15 protein-coding genes are annotated in these 14,649 nt (G+C 68.3%); 11 read left to right on the top strand and 4 right to left on the bottom strand.

Annotated elements, in window-relative coordinates; all coding sequences use genetic code 11:
* The first annotated feature begins 282 nt into the window (after nucleotides 1-282).
* The 10 genes from ASC95_RS17600 to ASC95_RS17555 all read left to right on the top strand — a co-directional run bounded on the left by ASC95_RS17600 (nucleotide 283) and on the right by ASC95_RS17555 (nucleotide 9,956).
* Nucleotides 283-1,500, top strand: coding sequence for a flagellar biosynthesis protein FlhB (locus ASC95_RS17600; protein WP_057298996.1), 1,218 nt, complete (start codon nucleotides 283-285; stop codon nucleotides 1,498-1,500).
* Nucleotides 1,501-1,504: 4 nt separating this feature from the next.
* Nucleotides 1,505-1,798: a flagellar biosynthetic protein FliO gene (locus ASC95_RS17595; protein ID WP_057298995.1), complete on the top strand. Its 294-nt coding sequence runs from the start codon at nucleotides 1,505-1,507 to the stop codon at nucleotides 1,796-1,798.
* Nucleotides 1,795-2,448, top strand: coding sequence for a GNAT family N-acetyltransferase (locus ASC95_RS17590; protein WP_057298994.1), 654 nt, complete (start codon nucleotides 1,795-1,797; stop codon nucleotides 2,446-2,448). The genes ASC95_RS17595 and ASC95_RS17590 overlap by 4 nt, the downstream gene beginning before the upstream one ends.
* On the top strand, nucleotides 2,445-3,134 hold the full coding sequence (locus tag ASC95_RS17585; RefSeq protein WP_057298993.1) for a DUF6683 family protein: 690 nt from the start codon (nucleotides 2,445-2,447) through the stop codon (nucleotides 3,132-3,134). Before ASC95_RS17590 ends, ASC95_RS17585 begins: the two co-directional genes overlap by 4 nt.
* Before the next feature lie 424 nt (nucleotides 3,135-3,558).
* A complete protein-coding gene (locus ASC95_RS17580; RefSeq protein ID WP_157256372.1) occupies nucleotides 3,559-4,269 on the top strand; it encodes a hypothetical protein in 711 nt (236 codons plus the stop codon).
* 76 nt (nucleotides 4,270-4,345) lie between these two features.
* Nucleotides 4,346-5,389 (top strand): hypothetical protein, encoded by a 1,044-nt coding sequence (locus ASC95_RS17575; RefSeq protein ID WP_057298991.1) that lies wholly within the window; start codon nucleotides 4,346-4,348, stop codon nucleotides 5,387-5,389.
* A gap of 98 nt (nucleotides 5,390-5,487) precedes the next feature.
* A complete protein-coding gene (locus tag ASC95_RS17570; protein WP_057298990.1) occupies nucleotides 5,488-6,453 on the top strand; it encodes a PD40 domain-containing protein in 966 nt (321 codons plus the stop codon).
* Between the two features lie 125 nt (nucleotides 6,454-6,578).
* Nucleotides 6,579-7,559, top strand: a complete 981-nt coding sequence (locus tag ASC95_RS17565) for a hypothetical protein (protein WP_057298989.1) — start codon at nucleotides 6,579-6,581, stop codon at nucleotides 7,557-7,559.
* 4 nt (nucleotides 7,560-7,563) lie between these two features.
* Nucleotides 7,564-9,207 carry a hypothetical protein gene (locus ASC95_RS17560; protein WP_157256371.1) on the top strand — a complete coding sequence of 548 codons (1,644 nt, stop codon included), beginning with the start codon at nucleotides 7,564-7,566 and terminating at the stop codon, nucleotides 9,205-9,207.
* 26 nt (nucleotides 9,208-9,233) lie between these two features.
* Nucleotides 9,234-9,956 carry a DUF6683 family protein gene (locus ASC95_RS17555; protein WP_157256370.1) on the top strand — a complete coding sequence of 241 codons (723 nt, stop codon included), beginning with the start codon at nucleotides 9,234-9,236 and terminating at the stop codon, nucleotides 9,954-9,956.
* Between the two features lie 24 nt (nucleotides 9,957-9,980).
* Here ASC95_RS17555 and ASC95_RS17550 read toward each other — a convergent pair whose 3' ends face one another.
* The 3 genes from ASC95_RS17550 to ASC95_RS17540 all read right to left on the bottom strand — a co-directional run bounded on the left by ASC95_RS17550 (nucleotide 9,981) and on the right by ASC95_RS17540 (nucleotide 12,573).
* Nucleotides 9,981-10,634: a hypothetical protein gene (locus tag ASC95_RS17550; protein WP_157256369.1), complete on the bottom strand. Its 654-nt coding sequence runs from the start codon at nucleotides 10,632-10,634 to the stop codon at nucleotides 9,981-9,983.
* Between the two features lie 64 nt (nucleotides 10,635-10,698).
* Entirely contained in the window at nucleotides 10,699-11,796 is a 1,098-nt protein-coding gene (locus ASC95_RS17545) for a hypothetical protein (RefSeq protein ID WP_057298985.1), read from the bottom strand.
* A 12-nt stretch (nucleotides 11,797-11,808) separates the two neighbouring features.
* Complete coding sequence (locus tag ASC95_RS17540) at nucleotides 11,809-12,573, bottom strand: DUF1521 domain-containing protein (protein WP_082567870.1); 765 nt, start codon at nucleotides 12,571-12,573, stop codon at nucleotides 11,809-11,811.
* A gap of 136 nt (nucleotides 12,574-12,709) precedes the next feature.
* On the opposite strand from ASC95_RS17540, the gene ASC95_RS17535 reads away from it, so the two are divergent.
* The gene (locus tag ASC95_RS17535) at nucleotides 12,710-13,231 is read left to right on the top strand and encodes a DUF1697 domain-containing protein (RefSeq protein WP_057298984.1); all 522 of its coding nucleotides are present in this window, start codon (nucleotides 12,710-12,712) and stop codon (nucleotides 13,229-13,231) included.
* A 1-nt stretch (nucleotide 13,232) separates the two neighbouring features.
* On the opposite strand, the gene ASC95_RS17530 is transcribed toward ASC95_RS17535, so the two are convergent.
* Nucleotides 13,233-14,528, bottom strand: coding sequence for a nitrate/sulfonate/bicarbonate ABC transporter ATP-binding protein (locus ASC95_RS17530; protein ID WP_057298983.1), 1,296 nt, complete (start codon nucleotides 14,526-14,528; stop codon nucleotides 13,233-13,235).
* Nucleotides 14,529-14,649 lie beyond the last annotated feature (121 nt).

Here is a 14,649-nt window from a genome sequence, read left to right as displayed (position 1 = left end):
TGCGGGCAAGCCTTGCCGGCTTGTTGACCATTGCAAGCAGAAGTAACTGACTGACCCGTAGACATTGCTCCTTTGTATGCAAGATGCCGCCCCCCACGTTTACGCGTGGAAACAACTGCTGCACCGTCGCAATCTGAGACCGGGCATCGTTCGGTCGCGCCGTGCCAACCACCCTGTGCGTAGCGGGGTGAAAGGCCCCCTAGAAGTAGGTCTGGTCACGGTACTGAAAACAAGTTTTCACAAACCCCGTTTGCACCCCCTAGAAATAGGTGTTAGGGACCCATGGCCGACGACAGCGGCGACAAGACCGAACAACCCACAGCGAAGCGCCTGCTGGACGCCCGCAAGAAGGGCGATATCGCCAAGGGCAAGGAGCTGACGAGCACGGCGACGCTGCTCGTCTGGCTCGTGATGGGCGCGTTATGCCTGCGCATGGCCTGCGAGCGGGTCGCAGCCCTGTGCGAGGCCTTGTTCGCACGCGTGTCAGCCGGCTGGCGTGAGGAAGGCTTCGGCCATGTCGCCGCGCTGCTCGGTTGGCAAAGCGTCGAGCTGTCGTTGCTGCTGGTGGGCCTGCTCGTCATCCCGGTGGCGGCCCTGGGCACGCTGGTCGAGTTCCTGCAGGCCGGTCCGGTGATGGCGTTCGAGAAGGTGGCGCCCAAGCTCGAGCACCTGAACCCGGCCGAAGGGTTGAAGCGCATGTTCTCGATGGACAACCTGGTCGAACTGATCAAGGGCATCCTGAAGACGGCGCTGCTGCTGGGCATCGGCTGGGCGGTCGCGCGGCTGCTGCTGCCCGACGCGATGCGGCTGGCCTCGGGCACGGACAGGCCGCCACAGCACCTCGGCGGCCTGGTCTGGGAGGGCACGGTCAAGACCCTGGCCTGGACGATCGGCGTATTTGCCGGCGTGGCCTTCCTGGACACCGTCTGGACGCGGCACCGCTTCACCAAGAAGCTGCGCATGAGCATGCGCGACATCAAGCAGGAGATGAAGGAGAGCGAGGGCGACCCGCATCTCAAGCAGCAGCGCAAGCAGGCCCATGCCGAGTGGAGCCAACGCAACCAGCAGGCCGCCGCGCGCGGCGCCAATGCGCTGGTCGTCAACCCGACGCATGTGGCCATCGCCATCGACTTCGAGCCCGGCCGCTGCCCGGTGCCCACCGTCAGCGCCAAAGGCGAGGACCATGTCGCCCGGGCCATGCGCGAGGCGGCCGAGGACGCCGGTGTGCCCATCGTGCGCAATGTGCCGCTGGCGCGCGAGCTGCTGGCGCGCTGCGAGGAGGGCGAGGTCATTCCGCCCGACCTGTTCGACGTGCTGGCCGAGGTCATCGTCTGGGCCGAAGGCGTGCGCGAGCAGCTCAAGTGGGAAGCCGCCCGCGCCGACCCGCACCGGCGCGACGAGGTGCCTGCCGAGCCACCGCGCGCGCGGCCCGCCCCCGGCGAAGACCTGACGCGCCACCCCTACCTCGATCCTCGCGCAACGCCGCCGCACGCCCACTGACGCCATGCAAAACCTGATGCTCAACCTCGCCAGCACCGTGGCCGCCCTGGCCTTCGTGCTGTTGCTGGCCTGGGTGCTGATCCGCGGCTGGCAGCGCCTGCAGGGACTGGGTGGCCGCGCCCCGGTGGAGGACGGCGAGGCGCTGCGCTTCGTGCGCGCCCTGCCCGTTGGCGCGCGTGAACGTGTGGTGCTGCTCGACCATGCCGGCGAGCGCTGGATGCTGGGCGTCACGGCGGGCGGCATCAACCTGCTGGCGCGCTGGCCGCAAGCCGACGCCAAGCTGGACCGCGAAGCATGACGGCCTTCTCCCATCGCTGCGACAAGCTGCTGCTGCGCGAGTTCATCGCGAGCGATGCCGCCGACATCCAGGGCCTGCATGCCGACCCGCGGGTGCGCAAGCTGCTGCCCGATGAGCAGCCCTTGCACGAGGTGCGTTGGGCCGCGGAATTCACGGCCTGCCTGGCAGGCTTCTATCGCCGCCATCCTGGCCTGGGCATCTGGCGTTGCGCCGTGCCGCTGAGCGCTGGCAGCGAACAGTTCGCCGGCTGGTTCAGCCTCATGCCGATGCAGGCAAGCCCTGGCGCCGCGGACCTGGATATCCGACCTGGCGACGCCGAACTCGGCAGCCGGCTCAAGCCCGAATACTGGGGCAGCGGCCTGAGCCTGAGCGGCGGCGAGGTGCTGCTGCGCCATGCTTTCGAGACGCTGGCACTGCGTACGGTCTGGGGCGTTTGCCACCCCGACAACCACGGTGCCCGCGTCTGCCTGGAGGCATTGGGCTTCACACCTCACAGCCGCGCACTCTACGAAAGTCAGCTTTCCGACTATCACGCCCTGGACGCCTCGACCTGGTCGGCCGTCCGGACCCTCAGCCGCCGAGAACGCCTGCGCCAGACCCGGCGCGCCCTTGCGCGTTCCCACCGGCCAACAGCCCTCGCACTGCCATGACCACTTCCGCCTCACCGAATCCCTGGCAATCCGCCCTCGGGCATCGCCTGGCCCAGGCCCTGCATCAGTCCCGGTTTGCGCACGCCCCGCAGGCCGATGCTGCTTCCGAACTTGGCGCCACGCGCTGGCGCCTGCCCTCCCGCGTCGCCGAGCCCACAGGCGCGGCTGCGGCGCTCAGCGAAATGCTTGGCACCCATGCCCAGGCCGGCCTGGTGACACACTGCCTGCAGCACTACCGCAACCAGCTGGCACCGGGCCGGGCCGAGGACGATCTTGGCGTGGCCCTGGCTGCCTATCTGGGCGCATGCCGCCAGGCCTTCGACCACGAGGCTCTGAGCCCGCAGCGCTGGCAGGCCATCACCCAATGGGTCAAGGCCTGGGTCGTCGATGAAGTGCCGTGGGACGACGCACCGCTGCTGCAGCGGCAGGACGCCTTCGAGCGTTTGGCCGTGCTGACTGTGGCGTTGGGTGAATGGACGGTGCAGGCCAGCCGCCAGGGCGGCGCTCAGCAGGCGTCGGCCACATGGATGGCCCGCAACAGCTTGCAAGGCCAGCTCGGCCTGGACCTGCCCGCGCTGTGCGCCGTGCTCCGCAACCTGGACGGTGGGCCTGCCAACACGGCGGCAGTGGGTCGCGAAGGCCAGCCGCCAGGGGCCAACCAAGGCGCAACGCGCGGCCCGCATTGATATGCGGGCAAGTGGTGCAACGCCGAGTGGTCCCTGGCGGCTGGCCTTCCCTTCGGGTTGCGGCCATAAAGCCCGCGCGCGGCGTTGCAAATGCTCGCCGGGTGCCCAACCCGGCTCCGCTTTGCGCCTTGCTCGCGGGCTTTCTGGCCGCAACGCGACCCGCTGCCGCCGTGTTGGCAGGCCCGGACTGCGGCCAACCCTAGCGTGGTTGGCGCAGAAATAGGAGCAGCCGCATATAGGCAGCAGGGGCCCGACCCCGTTTAATGAAACCCGTCAACGCCGCAGAGTTTGATCAGAAAACCTTGCCGACAAGACACGCAGCGAGTCCGGTGTTTTCTCAGTCGCCACCGAATTCAGATGCCTCGAATGTCAATCAATCACTGCGGCAGCTTCTGCCGCGAAATCAACTCTTTTGGAGATCAACATGGGATCAGCAGTTAGCAGCGTTTTCGGCGGCGGTGGCTCGGGTGGCATCCTGGGCGCCGTGGGCGGCATCGTTGGCGGCATCTTCGGTGGCCCCATCGGCGCCATGATCGGCCAGGCCATCGGCGGCATGCTGCAGCAAGCCATCGGCAACGGCGCCAACAGTGCCGTCGACACCCTGGTCAAGGAACACGGCATGCCCAAGTTCCTGGGCGAGGAAGTCAAGTCCACCATCAGCAAGGCCATCGCTGGCCAGCTGCAGCAAAGCCAGCAAGGCGTTTCGCACGAGGCGCAAGGCGCTGCACAGCAGAACTTCGGCGGCGCCATCAAGCAGTGGGAATCCGACTTTGCCAACCAGATCGTGCAAGGCGTGCTGGACCAGCTGCGCGCGCAGGGCGGCGGCAGCACCAAGGGCACCAAGGGCGCCACCGGTGGCGGCTGGCTGCAGGCCATCGCCTCCGTGATGGGCTCGGCCCTGGGCAACAAGGCCAAGGAAATGGTCAAGCTCTCGCAAGAGATCAACAAGGCCTCCGAAGCCAAGTCGCAAGCTGAGCAAGGCTCCAAGGAGCAGGGCGAGCAGGCCGACAAGTTCAACAAGCTGATGACCCAGTTCCAGGCTACCAGCCAGGAATACAACTACCTGAACAGCGTCTTCACGACAGCGCTGAAAGGTCTGGGTGAAGCGCTGTCCTCCATGGCCCGCAAGCAGTAAGCCACTCGTCCGTCGGAAAAACAGTGGAGGGGCTTCGCCCCTCCCTTTTGCGTTGCTGAAACCGGAATCCACGCACATGAATCACGTCCATCGCCTTGCCGGCCTTGCCCTGGCCAGTCTGTTCCTGCTGAATGGTTGCGGCGGTGGCGGCGGTGGTGGCAACGGCGACCCCCCTCCGACCACACCCACCGACCCGACCACGCCGCCGCCCAGCGCCGTCGTGACGGGCAGCCTCTGGAGCTCGGACTCCAACATCAGCAATGTGCAGGGCACCTTCGTCTCGGACCTGGTGACCGGCACATCGACCAAGGTCGATTCGGACACCGAAGCCATGCCTTCGGCCGACGGCTCGCGTCTGCTGCGCCGCGACTACACCTCCGATGGCTCGGTGGGCGACTCGACCCATATCACCGTCGTGCGCGCCACCGACGGCCAGCTCATCACCGACCTGACGGTCGAAGGCTATGTCGGCGCGCTGTGGCCCTCGCCGCAGACCGCAAATCTCGTGCTGACGCGCTGGGCTCCCTCGATCAACGAGCCACGCAGCACAGTGGCCTATGACATCGACCAGCGCAAGGTGCTGTTCTCTACGCCCGCCAGCGCGCGGCCGGATGCGCTGGCCTGGACGCCTGACGGCGGCCTGTTGCGCGTCAAGCAGTCCGGCGAGATCACCAAGCTGGCGCTCGGCGGCGCCGAGCAGGCCGTGCGGACCCTAGCATGGCCTGAAGGGCGTGTGCTTCAGGCCGTCTATGTCAGCCCCGACGGCAGCAAGGCGCTGGTGCAACTGGCGGCGCTGCGTGAATCCGGATCGGTCAGCGGCGTGGACCTCTGGATGATGGACATCGACGGTTCCAACCTGCGGCGCTTCACGAAGAACGACCTGATCGCCAACGCGTTCTGGTCGCCGGACAGCAAATTCGTGGCCTTCACCAAGGACACCGGCGTCTCGTGCACGGACGCGACCTGCCAGGGCAGCTGCACCGTCTGGTATGCCGATGCCACTGCATCGGACGTTGTCGCCGTCGCCGCCTCCGGCGATGCCAAGCAGTTCTCGGTGAAGCGCGCCAACAACGGCTCGACAGCGACGCTGAGCTGCCCCGTCATCGCCTGGACGCGCTAGGGATTGGAGGCTGAGGCGTACCGCGCTCCAATGCGGTCGCGCCCGCAGCACCAGGCGATTCCTGGCGTCGCCTGTTTCCTTTGAAGAGCCTCGCGCCGATGCTGCAGATCCTCCGTTGCCTCGCCGCCGCACTCGCCTTCATCGGCGTCGCCATGGCGGCTCAGGCCGCGCTGCCGGGCACGATCTGGCACTCCTTCAGTGACCTCGGCAACCCGCAAGGCACCTTTGCGCTGAACCCCAATTCGGGGGCGTCCGTCATGGTGGACGATGAGAAGTGGCGCTCGCCCTGGCCGGACGGCAGCCGTTTCATCCAGCGCGACCACAGCTCGCAGGGCGGCGACGAAACCCGACTGACCGTGCGCAGCACCCGCGACCGCAGCGTGCTGGCAGACCAGGTCGTCGACGGTTACCTGGCGGGCGACGTCCGCGCTTCGCCGGTGGCCAATCACCAGATCCTGGCGTCCTGGGGCAAGACGGTCTTTGCGCCCCGCGGCGCCATCGTCTACGACCTCAACACGCAAAAGCTGCTCTACGCCACGCAGCCCAGCAAGACGCCGGACGCGCTGTCCTGGATGCCCGATGGCTCGCTGTTGCGCGTGCAGCCGTCGGGCGACATCAGTCGCGTCCTGCCTGGCCGTGGCGAACAGCGCGTCGCCACCCTGCGCTGGCCGGAGTCGCGGGTGCCCGAGGCGGTCCGCGTCAGCCCCGATGGCAGCAAGGCGCTGTTGCAGCTCGCGGCCATGCGCGATACGGGGTCGGTCGCGGGCGTCGACCTGTGGATGATGAACGTCGACGGCTCTAACCTGCGCCGCTTCACCAAGAACGACCTGATCTCCAGCGCCTTCTGGTCGCCAGACAGTCGTTACGTGGCCTTCGTCAAAGACACCGGTGTGTCGTGTACCGACGCGACCTGCCGCGGCAGTTGCACGGTCTGGTACGCCGAAGCCACCGCCTCCAACGTGGTGGCCGTGGCGCCCTCGGGCGACGCCCGCCAGTTCCCGCTGAAGCGCCCCGATGGCTCGACGACCATGTTGGGATGCCCGATGACTGCCTGGACGCGCTGAGTAGCGGCACGTCATGCGCCGCTTCGTTAGGGATTTGGAATCGGGCCTGCCCGGGCTCCAATCGCGCCGACCCTCCTGCAACAGGCGAACCCCCGATTCGCCTTTTTCATCGGAACTCGCTGCGCTTGCCCTTCCCCAAGACTCTCGCTCGCATCGCTGCGCTGGCCTGCTGGGCCGGCATGACCGCGGCCCAGGCCGCCGGCGCCCTGCCCGGCACGCTCTGGCATGCCTACAGTGACCTCAACAACCCCGAGGGCACGTTCGCGACGAATCCCGGCACGGGCCAGTCGCGCTGGTTGACGGCCGACCCGTCGGGAACGCCCTGGCCGGATGGCAGCCGCTACCTGACGCGCGACTACACCTCCCAGGGCTCCGGCGGGGACGTGACCCGCCTGGTCGTGCGCCGCATCAGCGACCAGGCGGTGTTGATGGACCAGGCCGTCGACGGCTACATCGGCGATCACGTGCGGCCTTCACCGCGCGGCGGCAACCAGATCCTCGTCATGTGGGGCGAAAGCATCCTGGAGCCGCGCGGTCCGGTGGTCTACGACCTCGATTCGCGGCGCCTGCTCTACGTCACCCGGCCGAGCAGGACGCCCGATGCGCTGTCGTGGCTGCCCGATGGTTCCCTGCTGCGAGTGCAGCCCTCGGGCCAGATCAGCCGAGTGGTGCTGGGCGGCGCCGAGCAGCCCGTGGCGGCCGTGCGCTGGCCTGAAGGCCGCGTCCCCCAGGCTCTGCACGTGAGTCCCGACGGCAGCAAGGCGCTGGTGCAACTGGCGGCGCTGCGCGACACCGGCTCGGTCAGCGGTGCGGACTTGTGGATGATGAACGTCGACGGCTCCAACCTGCGGCGCTTCACGAAGAACGACCTGGTTGCCCAGGCCTTCTGGTCGCCGGACAGCAAGCACGTGGCCTTCGTCAAGGACACCGGCGTCTCCTGCAGCGACGCCACCTGCCGGGGCAGCTGCGCGCTGTGGGTCGCCGAGGCCACCGCAGCCGATGTGGTGGCGGTGAAGGCGTCCGGCGACGCGCAGCGCATCCCGCTTCGGCGGCCCAACGGCTCGATGACCACCGTGGGTTGCCCCGCCATCGCCTGGACCCGTTGACGACATGCCTTGGACTGACTTGTGGCCGGCGCTGCCCGCCGTCGCCGCGATGCTGATGACGGGTTTTGCCGAAGCAGCGCCCGACCCACGCGCGCTGGCCAGCGATCCCGCGGCGGTGCAGCAGCTCGTGCAAGCCGTCAGCCTGGACGTGATGTCCGAAGCCACGCTGGGTGCCTGCGAGGACATGGGCGTGGCCTCGGCCGAGCCGATGCGCGACGCCTGGGTCGCCTGGCGTGAGCGGCACCAGATCGCCCCCATGCGCATGGTGGTGGCGCGCATGCAGCAGCGCAGCAGCAGCATCCCGTCGTTCACGCGCCTGACCGAACCGATGCGGCAGCGGGTGCTGGACGATCCGTCTCCCGAGCAGGCCTGTGCGGCGCTGGCGCATGACTGGCAGTCGCCCGGCATGGATGTGAGCACGCTGTACCCGCAGGCCCGTGGCGTCGCCCTGGCGCTGGTGAAGGCCAACCTGGTGGCTCCCCCAACCCCGCTGGCCATTGCGCCCGAGGCGCCTCGGGGCCACGTCTTGTTGCCCAGCCAGATCCCCGCGCTGGCGGCGCAGCGCGGCCATTGGCTGGTGATCTCCGAGGAGGAGGCGCAACGCAAGCTCGGCGTTGTCTATGTCAAGGGCCGCGTGGCGCGCGAGATCGACCGACCGATGCATTTCTTCCTGGTGCAGCAGCAGGGCGATCGGCATGTGCAGCAGCGCATCCACCTGAAGTTCGACGCGGAGCCCTGGGTGGGCCGCGAGGTGGTGCTGCGCGGCGTCGTCACGTCGCTGAACGACAACTCCCTGGACCTGGCCGACGCGGCCTTGGTGGCCAACCCGGCGGGGTTGACACCGTCACCGCTGCCACAGGCGCCTATGCTGCGCAAGGAGGTGGTGCTGCAGCGGGTGACCACCCTGCCGGGCCGCGGCCTGGCGGAAAAGGACCTGGCGGCCGTGGTCATCCACGGCGAGAGCAACTTCAACAACGGCACGCGTTGGGAAGAGGATGTGCGCTTCCTGCTGCGCGATGGCACGGTCTACCACCGTACCGAGATGCCGCCCGACCAGCTCAATGTCGTCGCGTCGCGTCAGCTCGAGCCGCAACGCTGGGGTCGCTGGCGCGCCAACAGCAAGGGCTATGAAATGCAGGCGCAGGACGACGACGGCAAACCCGCCGGCGCCTGGCAGGCCGAGAAGCACCATGCCGTGCGACCCTGGCCCAAGGACACGCGGCTGGAGGGATCCTTCACCCGCGGCACGTTCACCGGCAGCCTGGTACTCGGCGGCAGATCATCCAGCCGCACCCTCCGTTTCACGCGCGACGGCCGCTTCGAGCGCAGCTACAGCGCGCTGTCCAGCACCGGCACGTTGGCCGCCACGCTCAACAACACGGTCATAGCCGGTTCGGCCCATGGCGATGGCAAAGGCAGCAGCAGCACGGGCGGCGGCACGGTGGGCACGCCCTTCGGCACGGCGGGCGCGGTGAGCTCGCGCAAGCAGGACGACGGTGCCAGCCGCCGCGGCCGCTACCAGCTCAGCGGCTTCGTCCTCGCCCTTGATTACGACGACGGCCACCAGGAGCGCCTGCTCAGCTTTCCCGTGCACGACGACAACGAGACTGTTTACGTGGGCAGCGGCAGCCTCGTCCTCGACAAATGACCCCGACCTTTCATCTGGAGTTTCAAATGCCCCGACTGCGATCCCTTGTTCTTCGTCTGGCCATGGCGGCACAGGTCGCTGCTGCTGGCGCGGCCACGGCCCAGGTCGCCCCCTCGATCAGCCTGGCCGAGCAGATGCGCACCATGCTGGCCAAGCCCGCGGCGGGTGGCGGTGCGGCACCCGCCGCGCCGGTGTTCAGCGCGGCGCCCGCCGTCACCTCGGCCAGTGCGCTGGCCGCCCTCAACGCGCCCCTCGTCGCCAACGGGCCGGCCCAGGTCCGCCAGTCGGCCACCGAGCTGGCGCAGCGCTTCCCGGCAGCGCACCGCAGCGCCATGACCAAGGCCTACGAGGAGTCCTTCATCTTTTGGCAGAAGCTCGAGACGCAGCTCGGCCTGACGCCCAATGACGCCGCGGCCGGTGTGGCGGCCTTCATCGCCGGCAACTACACCGCCTTCATGCAGCAGGCCGTGCCCGACGAGAACTTCAAGTCCCTGGTGCTGCAGATGCAGCGCATGCTGGCGCAGAACCCCGCCTTCATGCAGAGCAGCCCGGCCGCCAAGCGGGCGATGTTCGAACAGCTGGCGATGGTGGGCACCTTCATGGTGGTCTACCGCGAGCACCTCAACAGCAAGCCCAATCCCAACGAAGAGGTCAACTTCCGCAATGCGGCCAAGGCCAACCTTGAAGCGGCGCTGGGTCTGGGCGTGGAGCGCATCCAGATCGGCCCGCAGGGGCTGGTGGCGCGCTAAGTCCCGGGGCCAAGAAGCCGGGCCTCAGGTCTCGTGATAACCGCCGGCGATCGCGTCGGCCACGGTCCGCGTCCAGGAGTCCAGGTAGACGAAATCCGGTGAGTCCGGGAAGCGGTGGGCCGCGAAGAGCAGGGCCTCCAGGTCCAGCACGGCCTCGCGGGCCTGCGGTGTCGGATGCTTCAGGTCGGCCAGCAGCACGACGCGGCGCGCCGTGGCCATGTTGTCGGCCAGGTCGATGGCATCCAGGTTCAGGCCCCAGTGCCAGTCGCCGTTGGCGTGGCGGATCGCCTCGCCCAGACTCACGCCCAGGTCGCCGAGCAGGCTGTAGACGATGAAGGGGCCACTGCGCGTGCAGTCAGGCCAGGGCGAGTGCTTGGGCAGGCGGCTGAAGGCCGGCAGCTGCGGCCAGTGGGCCTTGGCCCAGGTGTTCAACGCCTTGGCGTAGGCGGCGCCCTGCAGGGCCTGTGGGTCGGGGCCGTCGTGGGCGACCAGCCAGTCGCGCAGCAGGCGCTGGCGCTCGTTCAGCGTGGCCTGGAAGTAGGCCCAGTTGGCTTGCGCCTGGCTTTCGCTCAGCGCGCGGCCGGAGCCAGGGTGAGGCAGCTCATAGGCGGGGTAGTCGCCCAGGTCCCAGGTGGACGCTCGGTTGCCGGCAAGCCAGCGCTGGATCAGGTTCGGCATGTTGAGCAAGCGCAAAAGAAAAATGGACGGCTTTGAGAGGCCGTCCATTCAGAACAAGCCTGGTTCAGAACCAGCTTTTTACCGTATCGAAGACGCCCCGGCCCGCGGCGTCGCCGGCAAGCGCTCCACCGATGCCGCCGATGATGCCGCCCACCACCGTGCCCACGCCCGGGAAGATGGCCGTGCCGATGGCCGCACCCGCTGCCGCGCCGCCCCAGCCACCCAGTGCACCGCCGGCCACGCCGGAGGCGGTGCGCCCGGTGTTCTCGCCAATGCGGTTGCCATCGGCCTGGTAGGCCTGGCCGAGTGAAATGGCATCCAGCACCACGCCGACCGGCCGGGCGATCTTGCCCACGCTCTCCAGCACCTGGCCCGAGCCGCGCAGCAGCCGGTTGGCCTTCAGCGCCTCGGCGTCACGCGCCACCTGGCCGCGGATGTCGCTGTCCAGGCCGGTACGGCCCACCTTGGACTCGACCTCGATGCGCTGGCGCATTCGCGGGTCGGTCGCCGGCGGCTCGGCCACCACGTCCACCCGGCGCGCACCGCCCAGCACCGGCACTTCAACGCGTGCCGGCACGCCGGCGGCACGGAAGCGGTCGGCGATGGCATCGCGCGCCAGGGCGCCGTTGGTGTTGTTGGCCACTGCCGAACGCACGCCCGACGTGCGGTTCAGCGAACCCGGCGGTGCCCGGTTCACGGTCTGGCCCACGTCGATGCCGTTGGCGTTCAACAGCTCCGTCAGCCCGCGCGTGAAACCGCCCTTGCCCGTCCATGCGCTGGTGGTTGCCTCCCAGCGCTTGATCAGGATGGGGTTGTCGATCAGCAGCTTGCTGCCTTGCTCCAGCATGCCCTGGCCGGCCGCCCAGAGGCCGCCGGGTGCATGGTCGGGCAGCAGGCTCTGGCGGGCGGCCTGCACCACATCCTGGTTGTAGTGGGCCACGTCACCGGGGTGGCCCGAGGCCAGCAGGTGCTGCTCGATGGCGGCATGCGCCGACTCGGCCGCCTGGGGGTCGCTCTTGCGCGCGTCGACCACCCAGGTCGCCAGGCGCTGGGTGTCAACGACGCCGGTGCGCGGGTCGGTTGCCCGGCCGACGACGTCCGCCGCGGGATCGCGCGCGACCGGCGTCTGCCGGCCGCTCGAAACTGCATCAACTGCAAGCATGGCGGCCTCCGTTCAGAAGTCCAGTCGCACCACCGTCAGCGAGAAGCGGTGAGCGTCGCGCGTCGAGGGCGAACGGCTTTCGCCGGCGTCGGACAGCGCGCCCAGGAAGGCGCCGCTGAGCGAGGCCGACAGCAGGCCGCTGAACAGGTTGAGGGCATTGCGCAGGAAGTCGCTGCCGCGCTGCTGGGTGGCCGGGTCCAGGCCCGGGTTCAGCTGCAGGTCGGTCTTGTTCATGTAGGCCTGGTCGACCTTGTGGATGTCACCGTTGGCGTCCACGCCCAGGAAGCCGGCGCCGGCCGGGTTTTCCTGAAGCACATTGCCGTCGCTGTGCGTCCAATCCAGCACCGAGCCCCAACCGGCGGCTTCGTCGATCTTGAGGTCGCCGACCTTGTTGGTGTCCACGCCGCTGATCTCGACGCCGTAGTCGCCGTTCGTGATGGCGACCTTGCTCGCGAGGGTCATGCCGTTGCCGGCCGGCGTGGTCTCGATGGTGACCTTGGTGCCGTCCTCGAGCTTGAAGGTCGTGGTGCCGTAGAAGTCGAAGGCATGCTTGCCGTCGATGTTGACGTGCGGGTCGCCCCAGATGTTGTAGGTCTCGCCGGTCTTCTTGTTGAAGATGTTGACGGTGTTGTTGTCACCGGCGGTGATGCGGTAGTTGTCGTTCTCGAACACGGCCTGGCCACCCTTCATCTGGGTGCTGGCGTGGGTCGGGTTGGTGTTCGGAATGCAGGACGTGGCGGTCAGCGAGGTGCTGCTGGCCGTCTGGATGGTGGTCATGGCGTTCTCCTCAGAGGTGTGTCTCAGTCGCCATGCCATTGCATTCGGACTCGGCCGGGCCCGCTAGCTGCGGCCACCCGCAATTCGGGGCAGCCGCAGCTAGGGTTGGCCGCAAGCGCGGCCATACTCCGCACCCATGCCCCGTTATGTCGCCCTGCTTCGCGGCGTCAGCCCGATGAACGCCAAGATGCCCGACCTCAAGCGCTGCTTCGAGGCCGCCGGTTTCACCGACGTGAAGACGCTGCTGAGCAGCGGCAACGTCGTGTTCTCCACGGCGCGTGCCACCGCCATCGCGACGCTGCAAAAGCGCGCCGAGAAGGCCATGCTGGACGGCCAGGGCTACAGCTTCGCCAGCACGGTGCGGTCAACGGCCCATCTGCAGCAGCTGATCCAGGCCGATCCCTTCGCCGCCTTCAAGCTCAAGCCCGGGTCCAAGCGTGTCGTCACCTTCCTGCGCGAGCCGCTGGCCGAGAGCCCCGTCGAACTGCCCGTGACGCACGGCGAGGCCTGCATCCTGGGCCTGGATGGCGGCGAGGTGTTCTGCAGCTATGTGCCCGAGGCCAAGGGGCCGGTCTTCATGCACCTGCTAGAGAAGACCTTCGGCAAGACCATCACGACGCGCACCTGGGACACGGTCAGGAAGTGCGCGGTGGCCTGAGTCAATCCACGTCCGACTCCGGCAGGTGGATCAGCCCGGTGTGGAAGTCGTACTCGAAGACCTCGCCATACCGCGCCCACTCGATGGCCACGCGCAGCACGCGCTCGGCCTCGGCGGCGTCCATGCTGTCCATCAGCAGCTTCAGGAAGGGCTCCTCCTTCAGCTCGCCATCGGCCTCCTGCTCCAGGCTGGCGCGGATGAAGGTGGCCAGCGGCACATGCGCGAGCAGCTGCTGGCCGAAGATCTCGCGACGGAACTCGTGGCCGCCCTCGACATAGCGCTGGCCCAGCGGCGTGACAATGAGGTCGCCGCCGCTGAGCTGGGCCAGGCCCAGGCGGTGCAGCGCGTCGGCCAGCGGCAGCATGGCCTCGTCGGTGAGTTCGCTCTCTTCAGCGAGCTGGGGCAGGTCGGCGCGGCCATTGAAGCGCTCGTCGGCCAGCAGCTCCAGCAGGCTTTCCATGCGGCCGACGTCGGCCTCGGGCAGCCGGTCGCTGAGATGCGGCTTGGGCGCTTCCTCGACGGTGCCGGCCACGTGAGTGGCGCTCGTCATCAGCCGGTAGACCTCGTCGATGAGCAGGCGCACCTCCGGGCTGTCGGCACGGCGTGGGCGCGGCAACGTGATGGGCAGCTCGGCGCGCACGCGCCCCGGGTTGCTGGCGAAGATCAGCACGCGGTCGGCCATCATGACGGCCTCCTCGATGTTGTGCGACACGACCAGCATGGCCTGGGTGGGCATCTGGCCGCCGTCCCACAGTTCGAGGATCTCGTTGCGCAGCCGCTCGCCAGTCAGCACGTCCAGCGCCGAGAAGGCCTCGTCCATCAGCAGCACGGCCGGCTGCATGACCAGGGCCCGCGCCATGCCCACGCGCTGGCGCATGCCGCCCGACAGCTCGCGCGGCAGCGCACCCTCGAAGCCGGCCAGGCCGATCAGCTCGATGGCTTCGTTCGCGCGGCGCTCACGTTCCGCCGCCGGCACGCCGGCCGCCTCCAGCCCGAGCTCGACGTTCTGCCGCACGGTGAGCCAAGGGAACAGCGCAAAGCTCTGGAACACCATCGCGATGCCGGCCGCCGGCCCGAACAGCGGCTGGCCGCCGTAGCGCACGTCGCCGGTGTCGGCGGGGATCAGGCCGGCCATGATGCGCAGCAGCGTGCTCTTGCCTGAGCCTGATTGACCCAGCAGCGCGACGATCTCGCCCTTGTCGAGGCGAAAGTCCACGCCCTCCAGCACCGAGCGCAGGCTGCCGTCGTTGGACTTGAAGCCCTTGGCGACGTTCTTCAGTTCGATGAGAGCCGTCATGTCGTCGATCCGTCCCAAAACACAGCCACAGAGACACAGAGGCACAGAGAAGAGCACGGAGAACAGCGCGGGGCTGTTCCTCTGTGTCTCCGTGCCTCTGTGGCTTTGTTCTTGTTGGTCA

It is taken from the genome of Pelomonas sp. Root1217 (assembly GCF_001425705.1).
GTDB lineage: Bacteria > Pseudomonadota > Gammaproteobacteria > Burkholderiales > Burkholderiaceae_C > Pelomonas.
This window is presented reverse-complemented; position numbering and strand designations above follow the sequence as displayed.